The sequence below is a fragment of the Lutibacter oricola genome (assembly GCF_900106565.1).
Lineage (GTDB): Bacteria > Bacteroidota > Bacteroidia > Flavobacteriales > Flavobacteriaceae > Lutibacter > Lutibacter oricola.
Map to the genome: position 1 here is coordinate 39084 of NZ_FNNJ01000007.1, position 21031 is coordinate 60114.

A 21031-nucleotide genomic window follows, 5' to 3' on the forward strand; every position below is an offset into this window, starting at 1 on the left:
TATTTAAAAAAAATCAAAAACTAACAATATGAAATTTACGTACCTTAAACTAGTTGCATTAGTTGCAATTATTACGCTTACTTCTTGTAATTGTTCTTCAAAAAAAGAATTTAAAAAACCAAACGGTTTAATCACAAATAAACAAGCAGACAAGTTGGAAGAGGCTTACAAAGCAAACCAACATAAAGCTATTAATAATTTTTTAAGTCAAAACGGTATTAATGTTATAGATAATAGAGAAGTTTGGTTTAGTTTAGAAGAATTAGAAAACTATATTGAATACGTTAAACAAGAATCTAAAAAACAAAACCTAGAAGATTTAGGTATACGCGTTTATTTTGGTGCTAAAATGAATGAGAAAAAAGAAATGAAATCTACCATTTTCTTTTACCCAACACATAACTCAGCAACTAGAGCAGCTGCCGAAAACTTTAATTCATATGGTATTCAAGGGTTAAATTACGGAAGTTCTGGAGATCCTGTTGACGAATTTCGACCTTAAAAACAATGCTGTTAAAGCTAAAAATAATATTATGGATTTTTCAACTAGCAGCATTTATAGCTGCTAGTATAACTTGGAATAAATATAAAAACACCACGCAAAGGTATTTTCTATTCTTCTTAGGTTTCGTATTAATTGTAGAATTTTTAGGTTACAATATTCCAAAAATATATGGTATTAAAAGTCAATTTGTATACAATATATTCACTGTTATTTCTTTTTACTTTTACCTATATTGGTTTAATTCTATTTTAAATAAAAAACTAATTATTAAAGTTTTTGCTGTAGCATTCTCTATTTCAATAGTTATTTCAATATTTTTTGAAGATTTTATGGGCGCATTATGGAGAGTACCTCTAACAACAGGAACTTTTTTAGTGTTAGTATGTTCTGGTATATTTTATTATAATTTATTAAATAGTAATGATATTTTTAGATATCAAAAATCACAAAAATTTTGGATAGTTACGGGGCTACTAATTTTTTACATTGCTTTTTTACCTATTCAATTATTTCAACCATATTTAAAAGTTAGTTCTTTATCATATGGTATTCCACTAACCGTTTTAAATATTTTAATGTATGGTTTAATAGCCACAAGTTTTTTATGCTTAAAGAAGGATTAGAAATAAATATAATTTTTATCATAGTTTTTGGTGCTATACTACTTGTAATTACAACGTTGGTAATTTTGTTTGTAACATTTAACAATAGGCGAAATAAATTAATTCAAGAAAAATTAGAACATGCATTAGAGCATCAACAAAAATTACACGATTTAGAATTATCTGCTTTACGTAATCAAATGAATCCGCATTTTATACATAATTCATTAAACGCAATTCAATACTACGTGCAACGAAATGATGTTGAAACCTCTGAATTTTACTTAACAAAGTTTTCTAAATTAATGCGCTTATTTTTTGATTATTCTAGCAGGCAAAGCATTACTTTAAAAGAAGAAATTGCCTTGCTAAAAAACTATTTACAAATTGAAAAATTACGTTTTGAAGAAAATTTAACATATACTATTAACGTAGACAAAAACTTAACTACTGAAGTTACAGAAATACCTTCTATGATTTTACAACCGCTTGTTGAAAATGCAATTAACCACGGTTTGTTTCATAAAAAAGGTATTGGAACATTGGCTATTGAATTTAAAGAAATCAATAACAAATGTTTTCTGGTATTAATAGTTGACAATGGTATTGGTATCAATAAATCATTAGCAAAAAATACTTCAATAAAAAAGAACAAGCATTCTTCATCGGTAATTGAAGAGCGTTTAAATTTATTAAAAGAAAGCAATAATTGGGATATTGATTTTAAAATAGTTGACAGATCTATTAATGAAAACACAAGTGGAACCATAGTTACCCTAACTTTTAACCAAATGGAATAACATGAAAATTAAAACAATTATAATAGATGATGAACGAAAAGCAATTGCTATTCTTAAAAATAAGATTGAACGTGTATGCCCTTTTATTGAAATAATTGCTGAAACACAAGATCCAAAAGAAGGTTTAAAACTTATAAAAAAGTTAGAGCCTCAATTAGTGTTTTTAGATATTGCAATGCCAGAAATGAATGGATTTGAATTACTTTCGAAAATAGAAAACCCAAATTTTGAAATAATTTTTGCTACTGCTTTTGATAATTATGCTATTGAAGCTATTAAAAATTGTGCCATTGGATATTTAGTAAAACCAATAGACAATCAAGACTTATTGGAAGCTGTAAATAAGGCCAAACAAAACATTGAAGACAAAACTGCTTTAGCCAAAAACAAACTACTTATTGAAAATTTAAGCGTACAAACATTTCAGAAAAAAAAGATTGTAATTCCTACTCAAGAAGGATTAGAATTTGCCAAAATAGCAGATATTATTTGTTGCGAAGGAAATAACGGTTACACCAATATTCATTTTTCTAACAGAAAAACAATGTTAAGTTCAAATAGTATTGGACACTTTAAAAAGTTACTTGAAAACCAAGGTTTTTACTTAGTGCACAAGTCGCACTTAATAAATTTAAACCATATAAATAAATACCTAAACGAAGGTTATGTTATATTAACCAACAACATTAAAATTCCAGTTTCTAGAACCAAAAGAAGCGAGTTTTTAAACAATTTAAAAAGCTAACGTTTTGTAATGTTTCTTAGTTTAAGGTATATTTACCAAAACTATCAAAAACATTATTATGATTTCAGCAAACGAATATTTTAACGGAACAGTAAAAAGTTTAGGCTACACAACAGCTAACGGAAAATCTACTGTTGGAGTTATGGAAGAAGGAGATTACGAATTTGGAACTTCGAGCCACGAAACTATGACTGTAATTGAAGGTGAACTTATTGCTCAGTTACCAAATAATGCTGAATGGAAATTATACAAAGCTGGTGAAAGTTTTGAAATTGAAGCCAACGCTCGATTTAAAGTAAAATCGGTTGGACAAACGTCTTATTTATGCACTTATAAATAATATTGGAAAAGCCTCTTTAAAAAGAGGCTTTTTTTATTGTGTAGGTAAAGAAACACAGAATTTACTTCCTTCATTCTCTTTACTTTCAACCTTTATATTTCCATTATTTTTTTTGATAAATTCTTCGCAAAGAATTAAACCGAGGCCAGTACCTCTTTCATTTAAAGTACCGTCTCTTTTTACGCTAGTTTCAACTTTAAATAGACCATCAATAATTGTTTTGTCCATTCCTATTCCAACATCTTTAAAACAAATTTCAACCAAATTACCTTTTACTTTTGAAGTAACAACCACTTCGCTATTTTTATGACTAAATTTAATAGCGTTACTTATTAAGTTCGAAAAAACTACTTTTATAGTTTCTGAATCCACAAACACACTAGTTTCTGGATTTACGTTATTAATTACAGTAATTTGTTTAATTGTAGCAGAACTTAAATATGGGTTTATACCACTATCTAAAAGCTCTTTTAAATTGGTGTTTTCTTTATTTAATTGAATAACTCCACGTTGAGATCTTGCCCAATCCAATAAGTTATCTAACAAATTTAATGTAGACTTCGTACTTTTTTCAATATGATTTAACATATTTAATCGCTGATTATCATTTAGAATTTTATAATCTTCTACTAACAGATTACTAAATCCTAAAATAGCATTAAACGGGCTTTTTAAATCGTGCCCAATAATTGAAAACAACTTGTCTTTTGTAGCATTTAGTTTTTTTAATTTTTTTTCATTTAACTCTAAGCTTTCAATATTACTTTCTAATAATGCTTTTTGCTCTTTTATTAATTTATGCTGGTTTTTAAGTATGTTATTTTTTTTTCTAACTTTAAAAAAGTAATACAAAACAATACCTATAATAATTAATAAAATTAGAATTGTAACTGCAGATCTACCTAATAATATTTTCTTTTTTATAGTTTCATTTTCTAACTGATGTTCTTTTAATTGCTGCTCGAACTTCAGTTTTTCTAATTCTGTTTTTCTTTTTTGATCTTCAAAATCTATTAATAAATTGGCAACACTATTATTTTTTAAAGAATCTATAGCAGTATTAGACTTTTGTAATGATTCTAAAGATTTTTTAAATAAACCAAGTTTAGAATATGCTATAGATTGTTTTTTATAAATTTCTGGAAACTCTTCATAAACACCTATTGATTTTGAATAATCGATGCATTTATCAAATTGCTTAATACTCTCTTTGTATTTATTTTGATAATAAAACCATTCTGCTTTTTTTCTATAAGCTCTAGATTTAATAGGTTTAAAATCATTGGCTTCGCAAATAACAGTTGCAGAATCTATATATTTTTTAGCTAATTTAAAGTTTTTTGTTCCATTATTATAGCTAGCTAAAGACAAGTGTAAATACGCCTTTAAGTAGATACTTTTTACATTAGGTATTATTTCGACAAGATTTTTATAGTCGTCTTTTGCTTCATCTACTCTATTGTTTTCAACCTTAAGTACTCCAATATTGGAATAGGAAACTGCTAAATCTTCTGGTAAAGAACTACTTGTAGAAAGCTCAATATTTAACGACTTTGTAAAGTATAACAATGACAATTTATAATTATCTAGCTTTTTGTAAATAGACCCTAAATTATTATAAATAATAGACATACTTATTGTGTCTTTTAAAGCTTCGGCATAATTTAAAGCCTTTAAATTATAGTCTAAACTACTTAATTGACTAGAACTATAAGAGGCAACATAGCTCATACCTCTATAGCTATCTAGAATATTTATGGAGTCTTGTTGTTCTTTAAAAAGTTCAATAGCCTTATCAAAATTTTCTAGTGAAGATTTAATATTCCCTTTTTCAATCATTCCCCTAGCTATATAAGAATAGGAAACTGCTAAACCTTTATTAAAGTTTATTTTTTTAGCAACAGTCATTGCTTTATTACTATAAAACAAAGAACTATCTAAATTAATTGCACCGTACAAATACGATAATTTATTATAGTTGCTAACAAGTATTTTTTGGTTACTTTCTGATAAGTTATAACTTTTTATTGAATCAATTTTTTTTTGATCCTGGGCATTTAATTCAACAAAACATAAAAGTAAGAGTAGGGAATTAAACAAAGCTATTTGACGTAGGGGGCTTCTCATAATCAAATTGTATTATTATATAAAATTAATGCTTTTTTAAAGATTAACTACTATAATTAATACTAAATTATCTTAAAATAAAGCAATTACAACTTGCGTTAGAGATAGAACGGTGTGTTTGAGCTCTTTTTTAGTTTTTTCAACTAAAAAAAGCGAGTAGAGATAGCGCGACCTGAAAGGAAACGCCCAAAATATTTAATCGTTTAATTATCAACAGTTATTTTACATCTTTCATTGAAAGTTGAATACGTTTACGAGCTACATCAACCTCTAAAACTTTTACAATAACTTGCTCGTGTAAACTTACAATTTCGGTAACATCACTAATAAATTTATCGGCTAAATTAGAAACATGTACCAAACCACTTTCTTTAATTCCAATATCTACAAAACAGCCAAAATTGGTGATGTTGTTTACAATTCCTGGCAATAATTGACCTTCACGCAGATCGTTAATTGTTCTAATATTTTGATTGAATGTAAACACTTTTGCTTTTTCTCGAGGATCTAAACCTGGTTTTTCAAGCTCTTCTACAATATCTTTTAACGTAGGTAAACCAACGGTTGCAGACGTATATTTTTCTAAATCTATTTTTTGAAGAACCGCTTTATTTCCAATTAAATTGGCAACAGTAGTTTTTTCATCCTTTGCCATTTTTGTGACAATGGAATAACTTTCTGGATGCACTGCCGAATCATCTAACGGATTTTTCGCGTTTTTAATTCGTAAAAAACCTGCACCTTGTTCAAAAGCTTTGTTTCCTAAACGAGCAACTTTTTTAATATCATTTCTTGAAGTAAAAGCACCGTTTTCATCTCTATAATTCACAATATTTTCGGCCAATTTTGGACCAATTCCTGAAACGTAACTCAATAACGAAGTACTCGCTGTATTTACGTTTACTCCTACTGAATTTACACAACTTTCTACAACGGTATCTAACGATGTTTTTAGCTTGGTTTGATCAACATCGTGCTGATATTGTCCAACTCCAATAGATTTTGCGTCAATTTTCACCAATTCAGCTAAAGGATCGGCTAAACGACGACCAATTGAAACAGAACCACGAACAGTAACATCGTAATTTGGAAATTCGTCTCGTGCAATTTTAGATGCTGAATAAATACTCGCTCCAGCTTCACTTACCACAAAAACCTCCACGTCTTTACTAAATCGCATTTTTCTAATTAAATGCTCTGTTTCACGCGATGCTGTTCCGTTTCCAATGGCAATAGCTTCAATTTTATAAGCATCAACCAATGAGCTTATTTTTTTCATTGCTCCTTTTGAATCGTTTTTTGGAGCGTGCGGATAAATAGTTTCGTTATACTCCAAACCGCCTTGCGCATTTAAACAAACCACTTTACAACCAGTTCTAAAACCTGGATCTATTGCCAAAATAGTTTTTTCGCCCAACGGAGAACCCAACAATAATTGCTTTAAATTTTTGGCAAAAACTTGTATAGCGCTATCATCTGCTTTTTCTTTAGCAATGCTCATTGCCTCATTAGCCAATGACGGAAACAACAAACGCTTGTACGAATCTTCTATAGCCAAACTAATATGCTCACTACATTCGTTTTGAGAACGAATAATTCTGTCTTCCATTTTATCCAGTGCACGTTCATTATCAATTTCAACTTTAACACGAATAAAGCCTTCTTTTTCGGCACGTAAAATTGCTAATAATCTATGCGAAGGAATTCTATTTAAACTCTCTGACCAATCGAAATAATCTCTAAATTTTTGAGCTTTTTCACTTGCGCTGAGCGGAGTCGAAGCGTCGTCCTTTTTTGTTTTTACAACCTTCGTATTTATGGTTGCAAAACGTTCTAATTGATAACGAATATTGTTTCTAATATCAGTACGTTCATTCACCCATTCTGCAATAATAAATCGAGCGCCTTCTAATGCTTTTTCTTCATTCTCAACTTCGTTGTTTATATATTTTGAAGCTGTATACTCCAAATCATTTACACGTTGACTCATAATCATTTTTGCCAACGGCTCCAAACCATTTTTTCGAGCGGTTTCAGCCTTTGTCTTGCGTTTTTTCTTAAAAGGAAGGTAAATGTCTTCTAAAACAGTTAAATCGGTTGTAGCTTCAATTTTTTGTTTTAGTTCAGCTGTTAAAACTTCTTGTTCAGTTAAAGCTTTTAAAATGGCTAATTTTCGCTTTTCTAACTCTTCAAACTGTGTTTTATACTTTACAATTTCTCCAATTTGTACTTCATCTAAATTTCCCGTTCGCTCTTTTCTATAGCGCGAAATAAATGGTATGGTACAATCTTCGTTTAATAATTGAATGGTATTTTCAATTCCTTTTGAAGGAAGATTTGTTTTGGACTGTATGAAGTTTTGTAATTGCATTATTTTAATTTAATTCTTTTTTATTGAATATAGATTAGATTCTTCATTTCCTTTCAGTTATTTAGAATAACAGGTTTTATTTGTCATTCTGAACGATAGTGAAGAATCTCATATAAAACTAGAGATTTAGATTCTTCAATTCGTTACCACTCATTTCAGAATGACACTAAATATTAAAATTAACAAAAAACCCCGAAACAAGTTCAGGGCTTTCATTTATTTTATGGTTGGTTTTAACTTACCTGCTCCCCATTTTTTACTGAATCATTTCCTGGCTCTACAAAAGCAAGTTTGCCATCAGGCGTGTCAGTCATTAAAATCATTCCTTGACTTTCTACACCACGTAGTTTTCTTGGAGCTAGATTTACTAAAACTGTTACTTTTTGCCCAATAATATCTTCTGGTTTAAAGCTTTCAGCAATTCCTGAAACAATTGTTCTTGTATCAATACCAACATCAACTTTAAGTTGTAACAACTTCTTCGTTTTTGGGACTTTTACAGCTTCAATAATAGTTCCCACACGCATATCTAATTTAGTAAAATCATCAAATTCTATTGTTTCTTTTTGAGGCTCTACAACTTTATTTTCTGCTTCGTTAGCTAATTTAGTAGCTTCTAATTTATCTAACTGAACTTGAATGTCTTTATCTTCAATTTTAGCAAATAATAATTCAGCTTTTCCAATTGTGTGGTTAGCAGGAATAAGTTCAGATTTTTCTTCAACATCATTCCAAGATAGTTGGTGATTGAGCGGAGTCGAAATCACATTTTCATCGACACTTCGACTACGCTCAGTGTCCGCCATATTCAAAATTCCTTTTAATTTTTCAGCAGAAAAAGGTAAAAATGGCTCAGCAACAACCGATAATCCAGCAGCAATTTGTAAAGCTACGTACATAATAGTTTTTACACGTTCCGGATCTGTTTTTACTTGTTTCCAAGGTTCTTCATCAGCTAAATATTTATTTCCTAAACGCGCTAAATTCATTAATTCTTGAGACGCTTCTCTAAAACGGTAACGCTCAATTGAATTTGCTATAATTCCAGGATATTTTTGAAGTTTTTCTAAGGTTTCATTATCAACATCAGTAAACTCATTTGGTTCTGGAATTACACCTTCGTAATATTTATTTGTAAGTACTACTACTCTATTTATAAAGTTTCCAAAAATAGCAACCAACTCGTTATTATTTCTTGCTTGGAAATCTTTCCAAGTAAAGTCGTTATCTTTTGTTTCTGGTGCATTTGCAGTTAATGTATAACGCAAAACATCTTGTTTTCCTGGGAAATCTTCTAAATATTCGTGTAACCAAACTGCCCAATTTTTTGAAGTCGAAATTTTATCTCCTTCAAGATTCAAAAACTCGTTTGCTGGCACATTTTCTGGTAAAATATAACTTCCTTCAGCCTTTAACATTGCCGGGAAAATAATACAGTGAAATACAATATTATCTTTTCCTATAAAGTGAACTAGTTTCGTATTTTCATCTTTCCAATATGGCTCCCAATCTTTTCCGTTTTGTTCTGCCCATTCTTTAGTTGATGAAATATAACCAATAGGAGCATCGAACCAAACGTACAACACTTTTCCTTCTCCACCTTCAACAGGAACTGGAATTCCCCAATCTAAATCACGTGTTACAGCTCTTGGTTTTAAACCATCATCTAGCCAAGATTTTACTTGACCTAACACGTTTGTTTTCCAATCATTTTTATGACCTTCAACAATCCATTCACGTAACCATTGCTCGTATTTATCTAAAGGTAAATACCAGTGTTTTGTTACTTTGGTTGTTGGCACATTACCCGTAATTGCAGATTTTGGATTGATTAAATCTGTTGCATTATGACTTGTTCCACAGCTTTCGCATTGATCTCCATAACTTTCTTCGTTTCCACATTTTGGACACGTTCCAATTACAAATCTATCTGCTAAAAATTGATTTGCTTCTGCATCATACAATTGCTCAGTAGATTCTTCAATAAACTTACCTTCATTGTATAATTTTTTAAAGAATTCTGAAGCAGTATCGTGATGTACTTTTGCTGAAGTACGTGAGTAATTATCAAAAGAAATACCAAAATCACTAAAAGATTGCTTAATAATAGCGTGGTATTTATCTACAATATCTTGCGGAGTTACACCTTCTTTTTTTGCTTTAATAGTAATTGGCACACCGTGCTCATCTGATCCACAAATGTACAATACATCGTTTCCTGTGTTTCGTAAATAACGTGCGTAAATATCAGCTGGCACATAAACTCCTGCTAAATGGCCAATATGAACTGGTCCGTTAGTATAAGGTAAAGCCGCTGTAATGGTATATCTTTTCGAATTGCTCATCAACATAAAATTTTGAAAGTGCAAAAATACGGATTGTTTATTAGAAAAGTGAATAGTTGTTTGGGTTTTCGTAATTTGCAATTAGATTTAAAATAAAAAAAATTGATTCAACCTGCTTTTTTACAAAAAAATGACACTGTTGCTATTGTTTCAACAGCTCGAAAAATTACTTTAGAAGAAATTCAACCAGCTATTAATTTATTAAAAAGTTGGGGTTTGAATGTTGAAATTGGAAAAACTATTGGTTTAGAAGAAAATCAGTTTGCTGGTAGTGATGCAGAACGTGTTACCGATTTTCAGAAAATGGTTGACAATCCTAAGATTAAAGCAATTTGGTGTGCTCGTGGTGGTTATGGAACTGTTAGAATTATTGATAAACTAGATTTTACGGAATTTAAAAAAAATCCAAAATGGATTATTGGATATTCTGATGTTACAGTGCTGCACAGTCACGTTCATAATTTAGGTTTTCAAACCTTACACGCAACAATGCCTATAAATGTTGAATCTAATTCTGAAAATGCTCTTTCTTCTTTGAAATCTGCTTTATTTGGAGAGTCAATTTCTTATAAAATAACTTCTTCCAAAGAAAACAAAATTGGCAATACTAAAGGTGTTTTAGTTGGCGGAAATTTATCCATGTTTTATAGCCTATTAGGAAGTAATTCGAGTGTAAATACTAATGGAAAAATATTATTTATTGAAGACTTAGATGAATATTTATATCATATCGATAGAATGCTAATGAATTTAAAACGAAATGGTTATTTCAACAATTTAAAAGGATTAATTGTTGGCGGAATGACTGATATGCACGATAATGCTATTCCGTTTGGGAAAAATGCTAAAGAAATAATTTTAGATGCAGTTTCAGAGTATCATTTTCCAATAGTTTTTGATTTTCCCGCTGGGCATTTAAATGATAATAGAGCTTTGGTTTTAGGGAGGAAGGTTGAGTTGGAGGTTAGCACAAATAAAACTCAACTTAAATATATTTAAACTAACGTCACCCTGAACTTGTTTCAGGGTCTCATTACAAATTACAAAAGGATGAGATGCTGAAACAAGTTCAGCATGACGATTATAATGAAAAAAAATGGCTACACACAACGAATTAGGAGAGAAAGGAGAACAACTAGCTGTAGAATTTCTTCAAAAAAAAGGATATAAAATTTTAGAACGAAACTGGCGTTTTAAAAAGGCCGAAGTTGATATTATAGCTTTAAAAGATGATATTTTAATTCCTGTTGAAGTAAAAACAAGAACATCAAACTATTTTGGAAATCCACAAGATTTTGTAAATCAAAAAAAGATTCAATTACTAGTTGAAGCTATTAATGAATATATAATTTCTAAAGATTTAGATGTAGAAGTACGGTTTGATATCGTGGCTATTATTCAAAATAAAAACATCACTAAAATTGAGCATTTAGAAGATGCTTTTTTACATTTTTAATTATAAAACCTTTTCAATTTCTGTTGTTAAAATTTCATCTATATTTTCTGAAGAACCTTCTAAAACAAACGAAACAACACCTTTTTTATCTATAATCACATGAGATGGATATCGTCTAACAGGATTGTAAACTTTCAACATTTCATAAGAGCCAGACATTACTTCGTAATCGAAATCTGCTTTTCGTAGAAATTTTTTAAGTGTTTTTTTGCTATTAGGTGCTGGAGCAAGAAATACTATATCTTCTCTGTTTTTATATTTTTCTACAACCTTATTTACTTTAGATATTTCTTGTATACAAGGCGCACAGGTAGTAAACCACATTTTTATTACTACAACTTTGTTAGAATAGGTTTTTAATGTAGATGAATTTCCTTTTAAATTATATAATTTAAAATCGGGTGCTTTTACGCCTTTATGAACCACTTGCGAGTTTGCACTTAAAACTATAAAAACAGTAACTAAAAAAAAGACTAACCTTTTAAACATAACTAACCCTTTATTTTTATAATCTGACCTATACTTAAATTATTTGAGCTCAAATTATTCAATGTTTTAAGCTGCTCAACAGACAAGTTGTATGTTTTTGCAATAGAATACAACGTATCACCTTTTTTTACTTTGTATTTTACAACTTGTACTTTTGGCTTAGACTCAACAACCTGCTTTTTTTTATCTACTTTAGGTTTCGATTCTACCTTTGGTTTTTTAACCTCATTTTTTACTTCTTTTGGTTTGCTCTCCTTTTCTTTAACAATAGGCTTTAGAGCATTAAAGTAGTTTTGTACATCGGTATAAAACTCTGGTTTTGCTACTATTTTTTTATTACTATCTAAAATAAAGTATGATGGTGTTGCATTAACATCGTACTTTCTAGCAATTGGATTTTTCCATTTACTTAACCCTAAAACATTGGTCCATTTTGTAAAACCTTCTGTATGATGATTAAATCCTAACTCGTCATCTTCAAGTGCAATTGCTAATACTTCAACATCTTCTCTATCTTTAATATACTTGTATAATTTTGGCACTTCAACCAAACAATGCGAACAGGTTGTACTCCAAAAAATTAGCACATATCTTCTTGCTGAATCTAACTCATATAAATTAACCAACTCTTTTCCTTTTTCAAAAGAAAAATCTGGAGCTGGTTTTCCTATTGCTAAACGAACTTTTTCTAACGCGTTATCAATTGTTTTTTTATCTTTTAAATCTTCTGGAAGTTTATTGTAAAAGTTAGATATACAATAATCTACAAGCTCACTGTTTTCTTCACTAGAAAACTTATGTAAAACAGATGTTAATACATCTTTTCTAACAACAGGACTTTTTATTAAATCCATTACTTTGTTCATAGAGTTTTTATACAACCCATTTTGAACAACAATATCATCTGAAGAATTTAAATAAAACACATATTCTAACACTCTTTCACTTAAAAATGACGATTTTATTAGCCTTTCATCTTCAAAATTTATAAAATCGAAATAATGACTGTTTATACTATTTAAATACTCTTGAGGTGTTTTAAATGGCGCTTCTGTGTAAAATCTTTTAGAAGATTTTATAAAATTATTTGCAAAACTATTATCAGTTTTAGATTCAAAACTCTCTTGATTTTTTAAATACTCCTTTCTTTTTAGAGTGAATTGTTTTGCAATTTTCTTTAAACTTTTTTCGCTTTTTTCATTGAAATAAATAAGCTGAAGCGAATCCATTTTTTGTTGAATTTGAGCCGTTTTACTCAAATACAAATTGTAATTTTTATTTTGTTCAGAATTTATAAATTCAGTAGTTCCAGAAGGAAATGTTGGGTCGAAATTAAATTGAACATCTTCATTCTCATAAATAAAATCTACATAGCCATTAGCTTCAAAATCATACATCATTCTATACATTCCTTCTGAAGAATTATCTGGTAATTCAACCTTAAAATCTCCGGTAGCTTTATCTATTGGCCCGTAATTTACGTACACCTGCTTAGCTCCTTTTAATTTATATACAACAACGCTCTCGTAAGTTGGCATTATTGGATCCATAGTTCCTTTAACAATGTTTTGGGCAAAAACAGTACAAGGAATTAGTATTGTAATAAAAAATATTTTTCTTAACATATTTATTTCTTTTTCAAAGTTAGTTCAATAATCAGACCAAAATTCTTGGTGAAATATAAAACAATTAAATCATTTCTTTTTCTTTGAAGTAAAGTACAATTGCTTCTTTCATTAAAACAGTTTGCTCACCAGCTTTAAGTACAGGTAATTCTTCTAATGTTTTGTAGTGTGGCCAGCCATCATCATCATAAAATTCAAACTCATAATATCCAAAAGGCTCTAACAATCTACAAATAGCAATATGCATTAAATTTACCTTGTCATCTTTTTTAAATTCAATTGCTCCTTTACCTAACTCTTGAACGCCTATTAAATAAATAATAGCATCTAAATTTAATATATCTCCTTCTCCAAATTTATTAGATAATAGTTGAAGTAATGTATCCCAATCTTCTTTTAATTTTTGATCTCTTGACATCTTATTCTTTAGTTAGGTTGCAAATATAGTTATTAGATTTTAGTGTCTTATTTTAGTATTTATAAACTTTTAACTTTATAGCTTTTAAACTTTTAAACTTAAAACTATATTTACAAAAAACTATTGTATGAATACTTTTGACATTATTATTGCCGTAATTTTAGTATTTGGGTTTATTAGAGGAATTTTAAAAGGACTTTTTGTTGAAGTCGCTTCGCTAATTTCTTTAATTGCCGGTATTTATGGCGCCATTCATTTCTCGTATTTTGTAGGTGAATTTTTAGCTCAAAAAGTTGATTGGGATGAGCAATACATAACTATAGTTTCATTTGCTATAACATTTGCTATAATAGTTTTAGTAATATCGCTACTAGGAAAACTATTTACTAAAATGGCCGATTTTGCTTCGCTTGGAATTTTAAATAAAATTCTAGGTGGTGTTTTTGGAGCTTTAAAATTAGGGCTAATTTTAAGCATTGTACTATTGGTTTTTAACAAGTTAAACAACACATTACCTTTTATTTCTGAAGATCAAACGGAAGAATCTATTTTATACAAACCAATTAAAAACTTAGCTCCAACACTGTTTCCTAACTTTATAAAAGTGGCAGAAAAAGAAGCCGATTTTCAAATTACTGAAGATTAATTGTTAGGTACACTTTTTAATTGCGTCAAAAGGCATAAATACTTTATTATGTTTAAAAAACTAGTTTTTTTTTGTACGTTAACGTTAACAATTGTTGGTTGTACTAAACAACCTAAAAGCTTTAGTATTTCTGGTGAAATTACTTCAGAAAAAAATAGCTACGCAGTGCTTTCTAAAATTGATAATATTTACGAAAACTCTCAAACAATTATAGATACTTTGCACATAAACAAAAAAGGCGAATTTAATGCTGTATACTTTTTACCTTCAGCAATTTATAATCTAAAATTTCAAAACAAAACAATTCAACTTGCTTTAAACAACAATCAGCATCTTAAAATTACAGGAAAAAATACTGATAATTTAAAATTTAAAGGCTCTAAAGACACGCAACTACTAGTTGATTATGAAGCTTTTAGAATTGAATCATTAAATAGGTTAGTAAAATCGGTTAGAAAACAAGTTGCTTCTCTTTCAAAAACAGAAGAAAACGCCAATAAAATTATTGAGTTAAGAGCTCTAGAAATTGAAAATTACACGAAACATATAAATGAGTTAACCGAATTTGTAAAAGAAAAAATGGGAACATCAATTGCTGTTTACCCAACTTCAACAAGATGGAAAGGCGAAAATAATTTAGACTTTTATAAACAATTGGTTTCTAATTTTGAAGATGAACACCCAACTTCTGAAATTACACAACAACTAAATAATAAAGTTAATATACTCGAAAAAACTACTGTTGGCTCAACATTTTCTACAATAGATTTACCAAATAACAACGGTGAAATTATTTCTTTAGCAAATGTTAAAAAAACGTACACATTAATTGATTTTTGGGCAAGTTGGTGTCCGCCTTGTAGAGCAGAAAGCAAATTATTAAATCAAACGTATTTAACGTATAAATCTAAAGGTTTTGAAATTTACGGAGTATCACTAGACAAAAACAAAGAAAGATGGTTAAAAGCCTTAAAAAAGGACAATAGAGTATGGCCAAACGTTTCTAATTTAAAAGGTTTTAAAACAAGTATTGCCAAAGAATATGGCATAACAGCTTTACCAACAAATTATTTAATTGACAGCAGTGGGAAAATTATTGCGGTTGATATTCATGGTAAAAAGTTGAAACAAAAAATAGAAGAACTATTAAATTAAATTTCTTTTAAATCTTTTGAAGAAATCCATCCAATTTTTCCATCATTTATTTTAATTTTTTTCCAGTTATCTAACTCATCAATAATGGTAACTTTTGTTCCTTCGTGTAATTCAAAAACTTCTTCACCACTAGCTGTTGGTGCATTTTTAATTTCTGCTTTTGAAGAAAATATAATAGCTGCTTTGTTATTTTTAACAAACGAGTAATTCGAATACGCAAAAAACACAGTTATTAACACAATAAAAAATGATAAAATAGCAGTATTAAAAAACAGCAGTTTAGATTTTGTTCCTCCAGAAAAGTAGTACAATAAAAATAATAGTGCCATAGTAAATGAAGCTACAACAGCAATTACTGCCCAAGTATCAAAAGACCATTTTTGAATTATATTTTTAGAAAAACGTTGTAAAAAGGTTTTTGGCAACTCTTCTATAACATCAATTGTCATACGTTTTGCAAACGCCAAATTAGTGGTTGCTTCTGCGTGTGCTGGATCTAATTTTAACGCTTTTTCGTAATAATAAATAGATGGTGCAACTTTGTTTAGTTTATAATAACAATTGGCTATGTTAAAATATAAATTCGACGATTCTAACCCTTGTTCTTCAATAGATAAATAAACACCTAAAGATCGCTCAAAATTTTCTTCTTTATAAAACGTATTTGCTTCAGCAAATAACTTATTGGCCTCTTGCGAATAAGCTACCAAACTAAAAAGTAAAACTACTATGCTAATTAACTTTTTCATACTATAAATGCTTGTCAATTTTGGTAATTACTTCTTTTGCTTTTTCAAACTCTTGCTCCATCATAACATTTGTTGTTGGTGTATAACGCGCAAAATCACAATCGTTTAAAACATCAATAAACTCTTTAATTGTTGTTGTTTCAACACCTTTATCCCTCAAGATTTCAGAAATTTTTTCTTTTGAAATATCTGAAGTTTCTACAAGAAGTTTAGCCTTTAAAAAGTTGTGTAATGCTTTTTCTAATGCAATATAAAATTGCTCTTGATTACCTAATTGTTTTTTTGCTTGAGACAAGTACTTTTTAGCTAATTTATCAGCTTTTCTAATTCTATTTCCAAACACATCTCCAGCTCTTTCTGCATTTTTTCTACCAATAAAAATTCCTATTGGAATAACTAAAAATGGTAATAACAATAGTAAATAAAACGATTTTGTTTTAAAAAACACACTATTTTCCTTAGGCTGTAAAGTAGTATCTAAAGCTATAAACCTAAAGTTATTATCTTTTGCAACTACAACTTGTTTATTTACATTAGTAGTTTCATCATTATCAGTATTTGTAACCGCTGCATTAGGTAATTCTTTTCCTTCAGTAACATTTACGTACATATCTTCTGAAGTAATTGTATTATATTTCTTTTCTTTTGGGTTGAAATATGTAAACGAAACTTTTGGTATTTTATACTTTCCTTTATATTGTGGAACCACCGTATAAGAGTCGGAGATTGACCCTCGTAAACCACTTAAAGATGTTGAAACTCGCTCTTTATGTTCTGGTGTATATACTTCTAACTCTGAAGGAGTCGTAATTTTTGGAATTTCAAATAGCTTTAAATTTCCTTTTCCTGAAACTTCAACCTTTATAGTTGCAGCATCATTTGCTTTTAATACGTTTTTATTAGCCACAACTTTAAAATCAAACTCTCCAACAGCTCCAGTAAAATCGATAGGTTTACCTTCTTCTGGTAATGCTTTAACATTTACACTTTTTAAACTTGATTGCGCCGAATAGTTAATATTATGTGTAATTGGATTTCCAAAAAAGTCTCCTCTACCTGTTGGAATTCCTACTGAAAAATCCATTTTTATTGGTTCAATTTTAAGCTTTCCATTACGTTGTGGTATTAAAACTGCACGCTTTAAAATAAGGTATCTATAATCTTCTCCGTTATATTTTCCTTTTCTAACATTGCTGTCTTTTACATCTATATCTTGATTCCAAAAACCGTTGTATTGTGGAGATTCTGTAACTCTAAAATCGTGCACGCTAATGTTTTCACTAACATATAATTTATAAACCACATAAATACCTTCGCCAACATATGGTTTGGTATTAGAAATTTCGGCTACTAAATGAATGTTTTGCTGCGCAACATATAGCGGATTGTTAGGATCTTTTGGAATTTCAACAGCTTTTGTGACTGTTATTTTAATTGGGTTTGAAGTTTCAATTTTCCCATCGTACTCTATACTTGCAGGCTGAATAGTAAACTCTCCAACTTTAGTAGGTTGCACAATATAAATATACGATTGCGTGTATGTTGTTTTACCGTTAATCCACGATTGATTTACTGATGAACTTGGACCTGCCAAAACTTTAAAGTTTGTAAAAGCTGGAGGTTTAAAGTTATCTGCACCTTGTTTGTTAACCGAAAACTGAACTTTAAAGCGTTGGTTAACACCTAATTTATTTTTACTAACGGCTGTTGTAAACTCAATTTGAGCTAACAACGTTTGCGTAGTAAAAAGTAAAAAACCGAGTATGTAAATTTTTAAAAATCTCATTTGTTTACCAGTCTTTTTCTTGTTTTATTTTTTTGCCTTTTGCCTTTTTAGCATTCAGCTTTTTTTGAGTTTTATTTTCCTCATTATTCATAGCTTCAAGCAACTGTTTCATTTGCTCTGGTGAAAGCTGATTTGGACGTGGCTGTTGTTTTTCCTTTTCTTTATCCTTTTCATCTTTTTTAGGCTCTCCTTTATCGTCTTTCTTATCTTTCTCCTTATCCTTGTCTTTATCTTTTTGATCCTTTTGATCTTTGTCCTTATCCTTGTCGCCCTTGTCTTTATCTTTATTCTTATCGTCTTTCTTATCCTTATTGTCTTTGTTGTCTTTGTTGTCTTTATTCTTATCGTTTTTATTTTGGTCGTTTTTTTGCTTCTCTAGAAGTTCTTTTGCCATTGCCAAATTATAACGAGTTTCATCATCATTAGGATTGTTTCTTAACGATTTTTTATAAGCATCTACAGCTTTATCATACTGCTTTTCATTCATAAACGTATTACCCATATTGTGGTAAGCCTCTGCTCTACTTTGCTTATCAGTAAATGTTTTTTCAACAACTTCAAACTGAGATACAGCTTCTTTATTTCTTTTTTGTTGATATATACTATTTCCTAAATTATACGATGCTTTAGGATAATTAGGATTTTTAGACAATGCTTTTTTGTAAGCAATTTCAGCTTCAGAAAATTTTAATTGATTGTACAATTTATTTCCTTCTCGTACGTGTTCGCGAGCAGCTCTATTTAATTCCTCGGCACTTTGTTTTTGCGCAAACAAAAGTGTTGAAAAACCTAAAAACAATATGATTATGTATTTTTTCAAGTCTTCTTATTTTTTTTGATTAAATAAATTCAATTTCTGAATCCAAGTTGTTTTCTTTTCAAGTAATAATACATCAATTAACAACAACAACAATCCTATACCTATAAACCACTGAAACTGATCTTTATAATCGGAAAATTGTTTGGTTTCAAATTCGCTTTTTTCAGCTTTCACCAATATTTCTTCAACAATATCTATAGTTTCTTTAGTTTTATTTCCATTTATATATTTACCATTCCCTTCGGAAGCAATATCTTTTAATACTGCTGGATTCATTTTAGTAATTACAACTTCGCCTTTACTATCTTTTTTATATGAAATTCCACTACCAATGCTTTTAATTGGAATTGGAGATCCTTCTGCAGTACCAATACCAATAGTGTATGTTTTAATTCCTTCTTTAGTAGCCTGTTGCGCTAATGCTAATGTGTTTTCTTCGTGATCTTCACCATCAGACACTACAAACAAAAAGCGATTGGTTTGTTCATCATTATCAAAATAAGTAATAGCACGTTCAATAGCTTCATTAATTGCAGTTCCTTGGCTAGAAACCATATCTGGATTTGCATTTTGAAGAAACATTTTTGCTGCAGCGTGATCTGTTGTAATTGGTAATAAAGGATATGAATTACCGGCATAAATTATAATTCCAATTCTATCGCTACCTAACTTATCTATAATTTTTGTTACTACTTGTTTTGCTTTTTCTAACCTACTTGGAGCAATATCTTCCGCCAACATACTTTTAGAAACATCTAAAGCAAAAACAATATCAACTCCCTGTCTTTTTACAGTTTCTAATTTTGTTCCCATTTTAGGGTTCGCTAATGATATAACTAAAAAAGCAAGCCCTAAACAAATAACAATAATTTTTAAAAACGATTTAAATGTAGATTTTTCAGGACTTAATTTATCTAACAAAGCAGCATCTGCAAATTGCTTTTGTTTTCTTTTTTTCCACCAGAAAACCAACAAAAACACTGTAAGTATTACAGGTATAATTGCCAAATAAATAAAATATGTTGGTTCTTCTATTTGATACATATTAAATAAAACTTTTAAATATTGTGTGTTTTAACAGCATTTCAATTAACACCAACAATCCAGCTATTAATACTAAAAAACGGTATTTTTCGTGATAGTTATAATACTTAAACTCTTCAATTTCTGTTTTTTCGAGTTTATTAATTTCTTCGTAAATAGCTTTTAATTTAGTGTTGCTAGTTGCTCTAAAATATTTTCCTTCAGTTTGTTCGGCTATATATTTTAATAATGCTTCATCTATTTCTACCTGCGATGGTCTAAACATTAATTTGCCTGTTCTTGGGTCTTGTGCATACGGAAAAGATGCCGTTCCATTGGTTCCCAAACCAATTGTATACACTTTAATATCTAAACCTACAGCTAGTTCTGTTGCCGTTTTTGGATCTACAAAACCTGTATTATTTACTCCATCGGTTAATAAAATAATAACCTTACTTTTTGCTTTACTTTCTTTTAGTCTGTTTACGGCAGACCCTAATCCCATTCCAATTGCAGTACCGCCTTCAAGATCTCCCCATTTTAATTTAGAAATTGTATTTCTAACAATACGTTTATCGCTTGTAATAGGTGTTTGTGTAAAACTTTCACCTGCATAAACTACAATTCCAATTCTATCATTTGGACGTTGATTTACAAATTGTGTAGCTACTTTTTTTAATGATTCCAACCTATTTGGTTTTAAATCGGTAGCCAACATACTTGCTGAAACATCAATTGCCATAACAATATCAATTCCTTTATTGGTTTTTGTTCTAGAACTTACTTGAACATTTCTAGGACGTGCCAAAGCAATTATTAACAATGCAATAGCTGCTAGCCTTAACACATATAACAACGGTTTTAATTTTGCTAATATAGATGGCTCTGCCAGAAATCCTTTTGCACTACTTATTGTTAAAGACGAGCTGTTTGTGTTACGCTTTAAAAAGTACCATAGCACTAAAAGCGGCAATACTAATAGTAGCCATAAAAAGTGCGGATGCATAAATTCGAAATTCTCTAACATAT

At 29.6% G+C, this 21031-nt stretch carries 20 protein-coding genes; 9 read left to right on the forward strand and 11 right to left on the reverse strand.

Annotation, left to right across the window (positions count from 1 at the left end; all coding sequences use genetic code 11):
- Nucleotides 1-28: 28 nt before the first annotated feature.
- From BLU40_RS12485 to ppnP, 5 genes are read left to right on the forward strand one after another with little or no spacing between them, the layout of a single operon-like run.
- Nucleotides 29-502: a hypothetical protein gene (locus BLU40_RS12485; protein ID WP_090124021.1), complete on the forward strand. Its 474-nt coding sequence runs from the start codon at nucleotides 29-31 to the stop codon at nucleotides 500-502.
- A 5-nt stretch (nucleotides 503-507) separates the two neighbouring features.
- A complete protein-coding gene (locus BLU40_RS12490) occupies nucleotides 508-1128 on the forward strand; it encodes a hypothetical protein (RefSeq protein WP_090124024.1) in 621 nt (206 codons plus the stop codon).
- Nucleotides 1110-1907: a sensor histidine kinase gene (locus tag BLU40_RS12495; RefSeq protein ID WP_090124026.1), complete on the forward strand. Its 798-nt coding sequence runs from the start codon at nucleotides 1110-1112 to the stop codon at nucleotides 1905-1907. The genes BLU40_RS12490 and BLU40_RS12495 overlap by 19 nt, the downstream gene beginning before the upstream one ends.
- Nucleotide 1908: 1 nt before the next feature.
- Nucleotides 1909-2652: a LytR/AlgR family response regulator transcription factor gene (locus BLU40_RS12500; protein WP_090124029.1), complete on the forward strand. Its 744-nt coding sequence runs from the start codon at nucleotides 1909-1911 to the stop codon at nucleotides 2650-2652.
- A gap of 58 nt (nucleotides 2653-2710) precedes the next feature.
- Nucleotides 2711-2992, forward strand: coding sequence for a pyrimidine/purine nucleoside phosphorylase (gene ppnP / locus BLU40_RS12505; protein ID WP_090124032.1), 282 nt, complete (start codon nucleotides 2711-2713; stop codon nucleotides 2990-2992).
- 33 nt (nucleotides 2993-3025) lie between these two features.
- Here ppnP and BLU40_RS12510 read toward each other — a convergent pair whose 3' ends face one another.
- From BLU40_RS12510 to metG, 3 genes are all read right to left on the reverse strand, one after another.
- Nucleotides 3026-5119, reverse strand: a complete 2094-nt coding sequence (locus tag BLU40_RS12510; RefSeq protein ID WP_090124035.1) for an ATP-binding protein — start codon at nucleotides 5117-5119, stop codon at nucleotides 3026-3028.
- 217 nt (nucleotides 5120-5336) lie between these two features.
- Nucleotides 5337-7490 carry a Tex family protein gene (locus tag BLU40_RS12515; protein ID WP_090124036.1) on the reverse strand — a complete coding sequence of 718 codons (2154 nt, stop codon included), beginning with the start codon at nucleotides 7488-7490 and terminating at the stop codon, nucleotides 5337-5339.
- 233 nt (nucleotides 7491-7723) lie between these two features.
- Entirely contained in the window at nucleotides 7724-9835 is a 2112-nt protein-coding gene (metG, locus tag BLU40_RS12520; RefSeq protein WP_090124037.1) for a methionine--tRNA ligase, read from the reverse strand.
- A 102-nt stretch (nucleotides 9836-9937) separates the two neighbouring features.
- On the opposite strand from metG, the gene BLU40_RS12525 reads away from it, so the two are divergent.
- Both BLU40_RS12525 and BLU40_RS12530 read left to right on the forward strand, forming a co-directional pair.
- Nucleotides 9938-10834 carry a S66 peptidase family protein gene (locus BLU40_RS12525; RefSeq protein ID WP_090124038.1) on the forward strand — a complete coding sequence of 299 codons (897 nt, stop codon included), beginning with the start codon at nucleotides 9938-9940 and terminating at the stop codon, nucleotides 10832-10834.
- Nucleotides 10835-10931: 97 nt separating this feature from the next.
- Nucleotides 10932-11291 carry a YraN family protein gene (locus BLU40_RS12530; RefSeq protein ID WP_090124039.1) on the forward strand — a complete coding sequence of 120 codons (360 nt, stop codon included), beginning with the start codon at nucleotides 10932-10934 and terminating at the stop codon, nucleotides 11289-11291.
- Here BLU40_RS12530 and BLU40_RS12535 read toward each other — a convergent pair whose 3' ends face one another.
- From BLU40_RS12535 to BLU40_RS12545, 3 genes are all read right to left on the reverse strand, one after another.
- Nucleotides 11292-11780 carry a TlpA family protein disulfide reductase gene (locus BLU40_RS12535; protein ID WP_090124040.1) on the reverse strand — a complete coding sequence of 163 codons (489 nt, stop codon included), beginning with the start codon at nucleotides 11778-11780 and terminating at the stop codon, nucleotides 11292-11294.
- 2 nt (nucleotides 11781-11782) lie between these two features.
- A complete protein-coding gene (locus BLU40_RS17790; RefSeq protein ID WP_245729948.1) occupies nucleotides 11783-13405 on the reverse strand; it encodes a LysM peptidoglycan-binding domain-containing protein in 1623 nt (540 codons plus the stop codon).
- A 64-nt stretch (nucleotides 13406-13469) separates the two neighbouring features.
- Nucleotides 13470-13823 (reverse strand): hypothetical protein, encoded by a 354-nt coding sequence (locus BLU40_RS12545; protein WP_090124041.1) that lies wholly within the window; start codon nucleotides 13821-13823, stop codon nucleotides 13470-13472.
- A 127-nt stretch (nucleotides 13824-13950) separates the two neighbouring features.
- On the opposite strand from BLU40_RS12545, the gene BLU40_RS12550 reads away from it, so the two are divergent.
- Nucleotides 13951-14469 carry a CvpA family protein gene (locus BLU40_RS12550; protein ID WP_090124042.1) on the forward strand — a complete coding sequence of 173 codons (519 nt, stop codon included), beginning with the start codon at nucleotides 13951-13953 and terminating at the stop codon, nucleotides 14467-14469.
- 48 nt (nucleotides 14470-14517) lie between these two features.
- Nucleotides 14518-15624 (forward strand): TlpA family protein disulfide reductase, encoded by a 1107-nt coding sequence (locus BLU40_RS12555; protein WP_090124043.1) that lies wholly within the window; start codon nucleotides 14518-14520, stop codon nucleotides 15622-15624.
- Here BLU40_RS12555 and BLU40_RS12560 read toward each other — a convergent pair.
- From BLU40_RS12560 to BLU40_RS12580, 5 genes are read right to left on the reverse strand one after another with little or no spacing between them, the layout of a single operon-like run.
- Nucleotides 15621-16373: an SH3 domain-containing protein gene (locus BLU40_RS12560; protein ID WP_090124044.1), complete on the reverse strand. Its 753-nt coding sequence runs from the start codon at nucleotides 16371-16373 to the stop codon at nucleotides 15621-15623. The two genes, BLU40_RS12555 and BLU40_RS12560, sit on opposite strands and share 4 nt — an antisense overlap.
- A 1-nt stretch (nucleotide 16374) precedes the next feature.
- Nucleotides 16375-18159, reverse strand: a complete 1785-nt coding sequence (locus tag BLU40_RS12565) for a BatD family protein (RefSeq protein ID WP_090124045.1) — start codon at nucleotides 18157-18159, stop codon at nucleotides 16375-16377.
- A gap of 4 nt (nucleotides 18160-18163) precedes the next feature.
- Complete coding sequence (locus BLU40_RS12570; protein WP_090124048.1) at nucleotides 18164-18979, reverse strand: tetratricopeptide repeat protein; 816 nt, start codon at nucleotides 18977-18979, stop codon at nucleotides 18164-18166.
- Between the two features lie 6 nt (nucleotides 18980-18985).
- Nucleotides 18986-20023, reverse strand: a complete 1038-nt coding sequence (locus tag BLU40_RS12575) for a vWA domain-containing protein (RefSeq protein ID WP_090124052.1) — start codon at nucleotides 20021-20023, stop codon at nucleotides 18986-18988.
- Nucleotide 20024: 1 nt separating this feature from the next.
- Nucleotides 20025-21029 (reverse strand): vWA domain-containing protein, encoded by a 1005-nt coding sequence (locus BLU40_RS12580; protein WP_090124054.1) that lies wholly within the window; start codon nucleotides 21027-21029, stop codon nucleotides 20025-20027.
- Nucleotides 21030-21031: the final 2 nt, after the last annotated feature.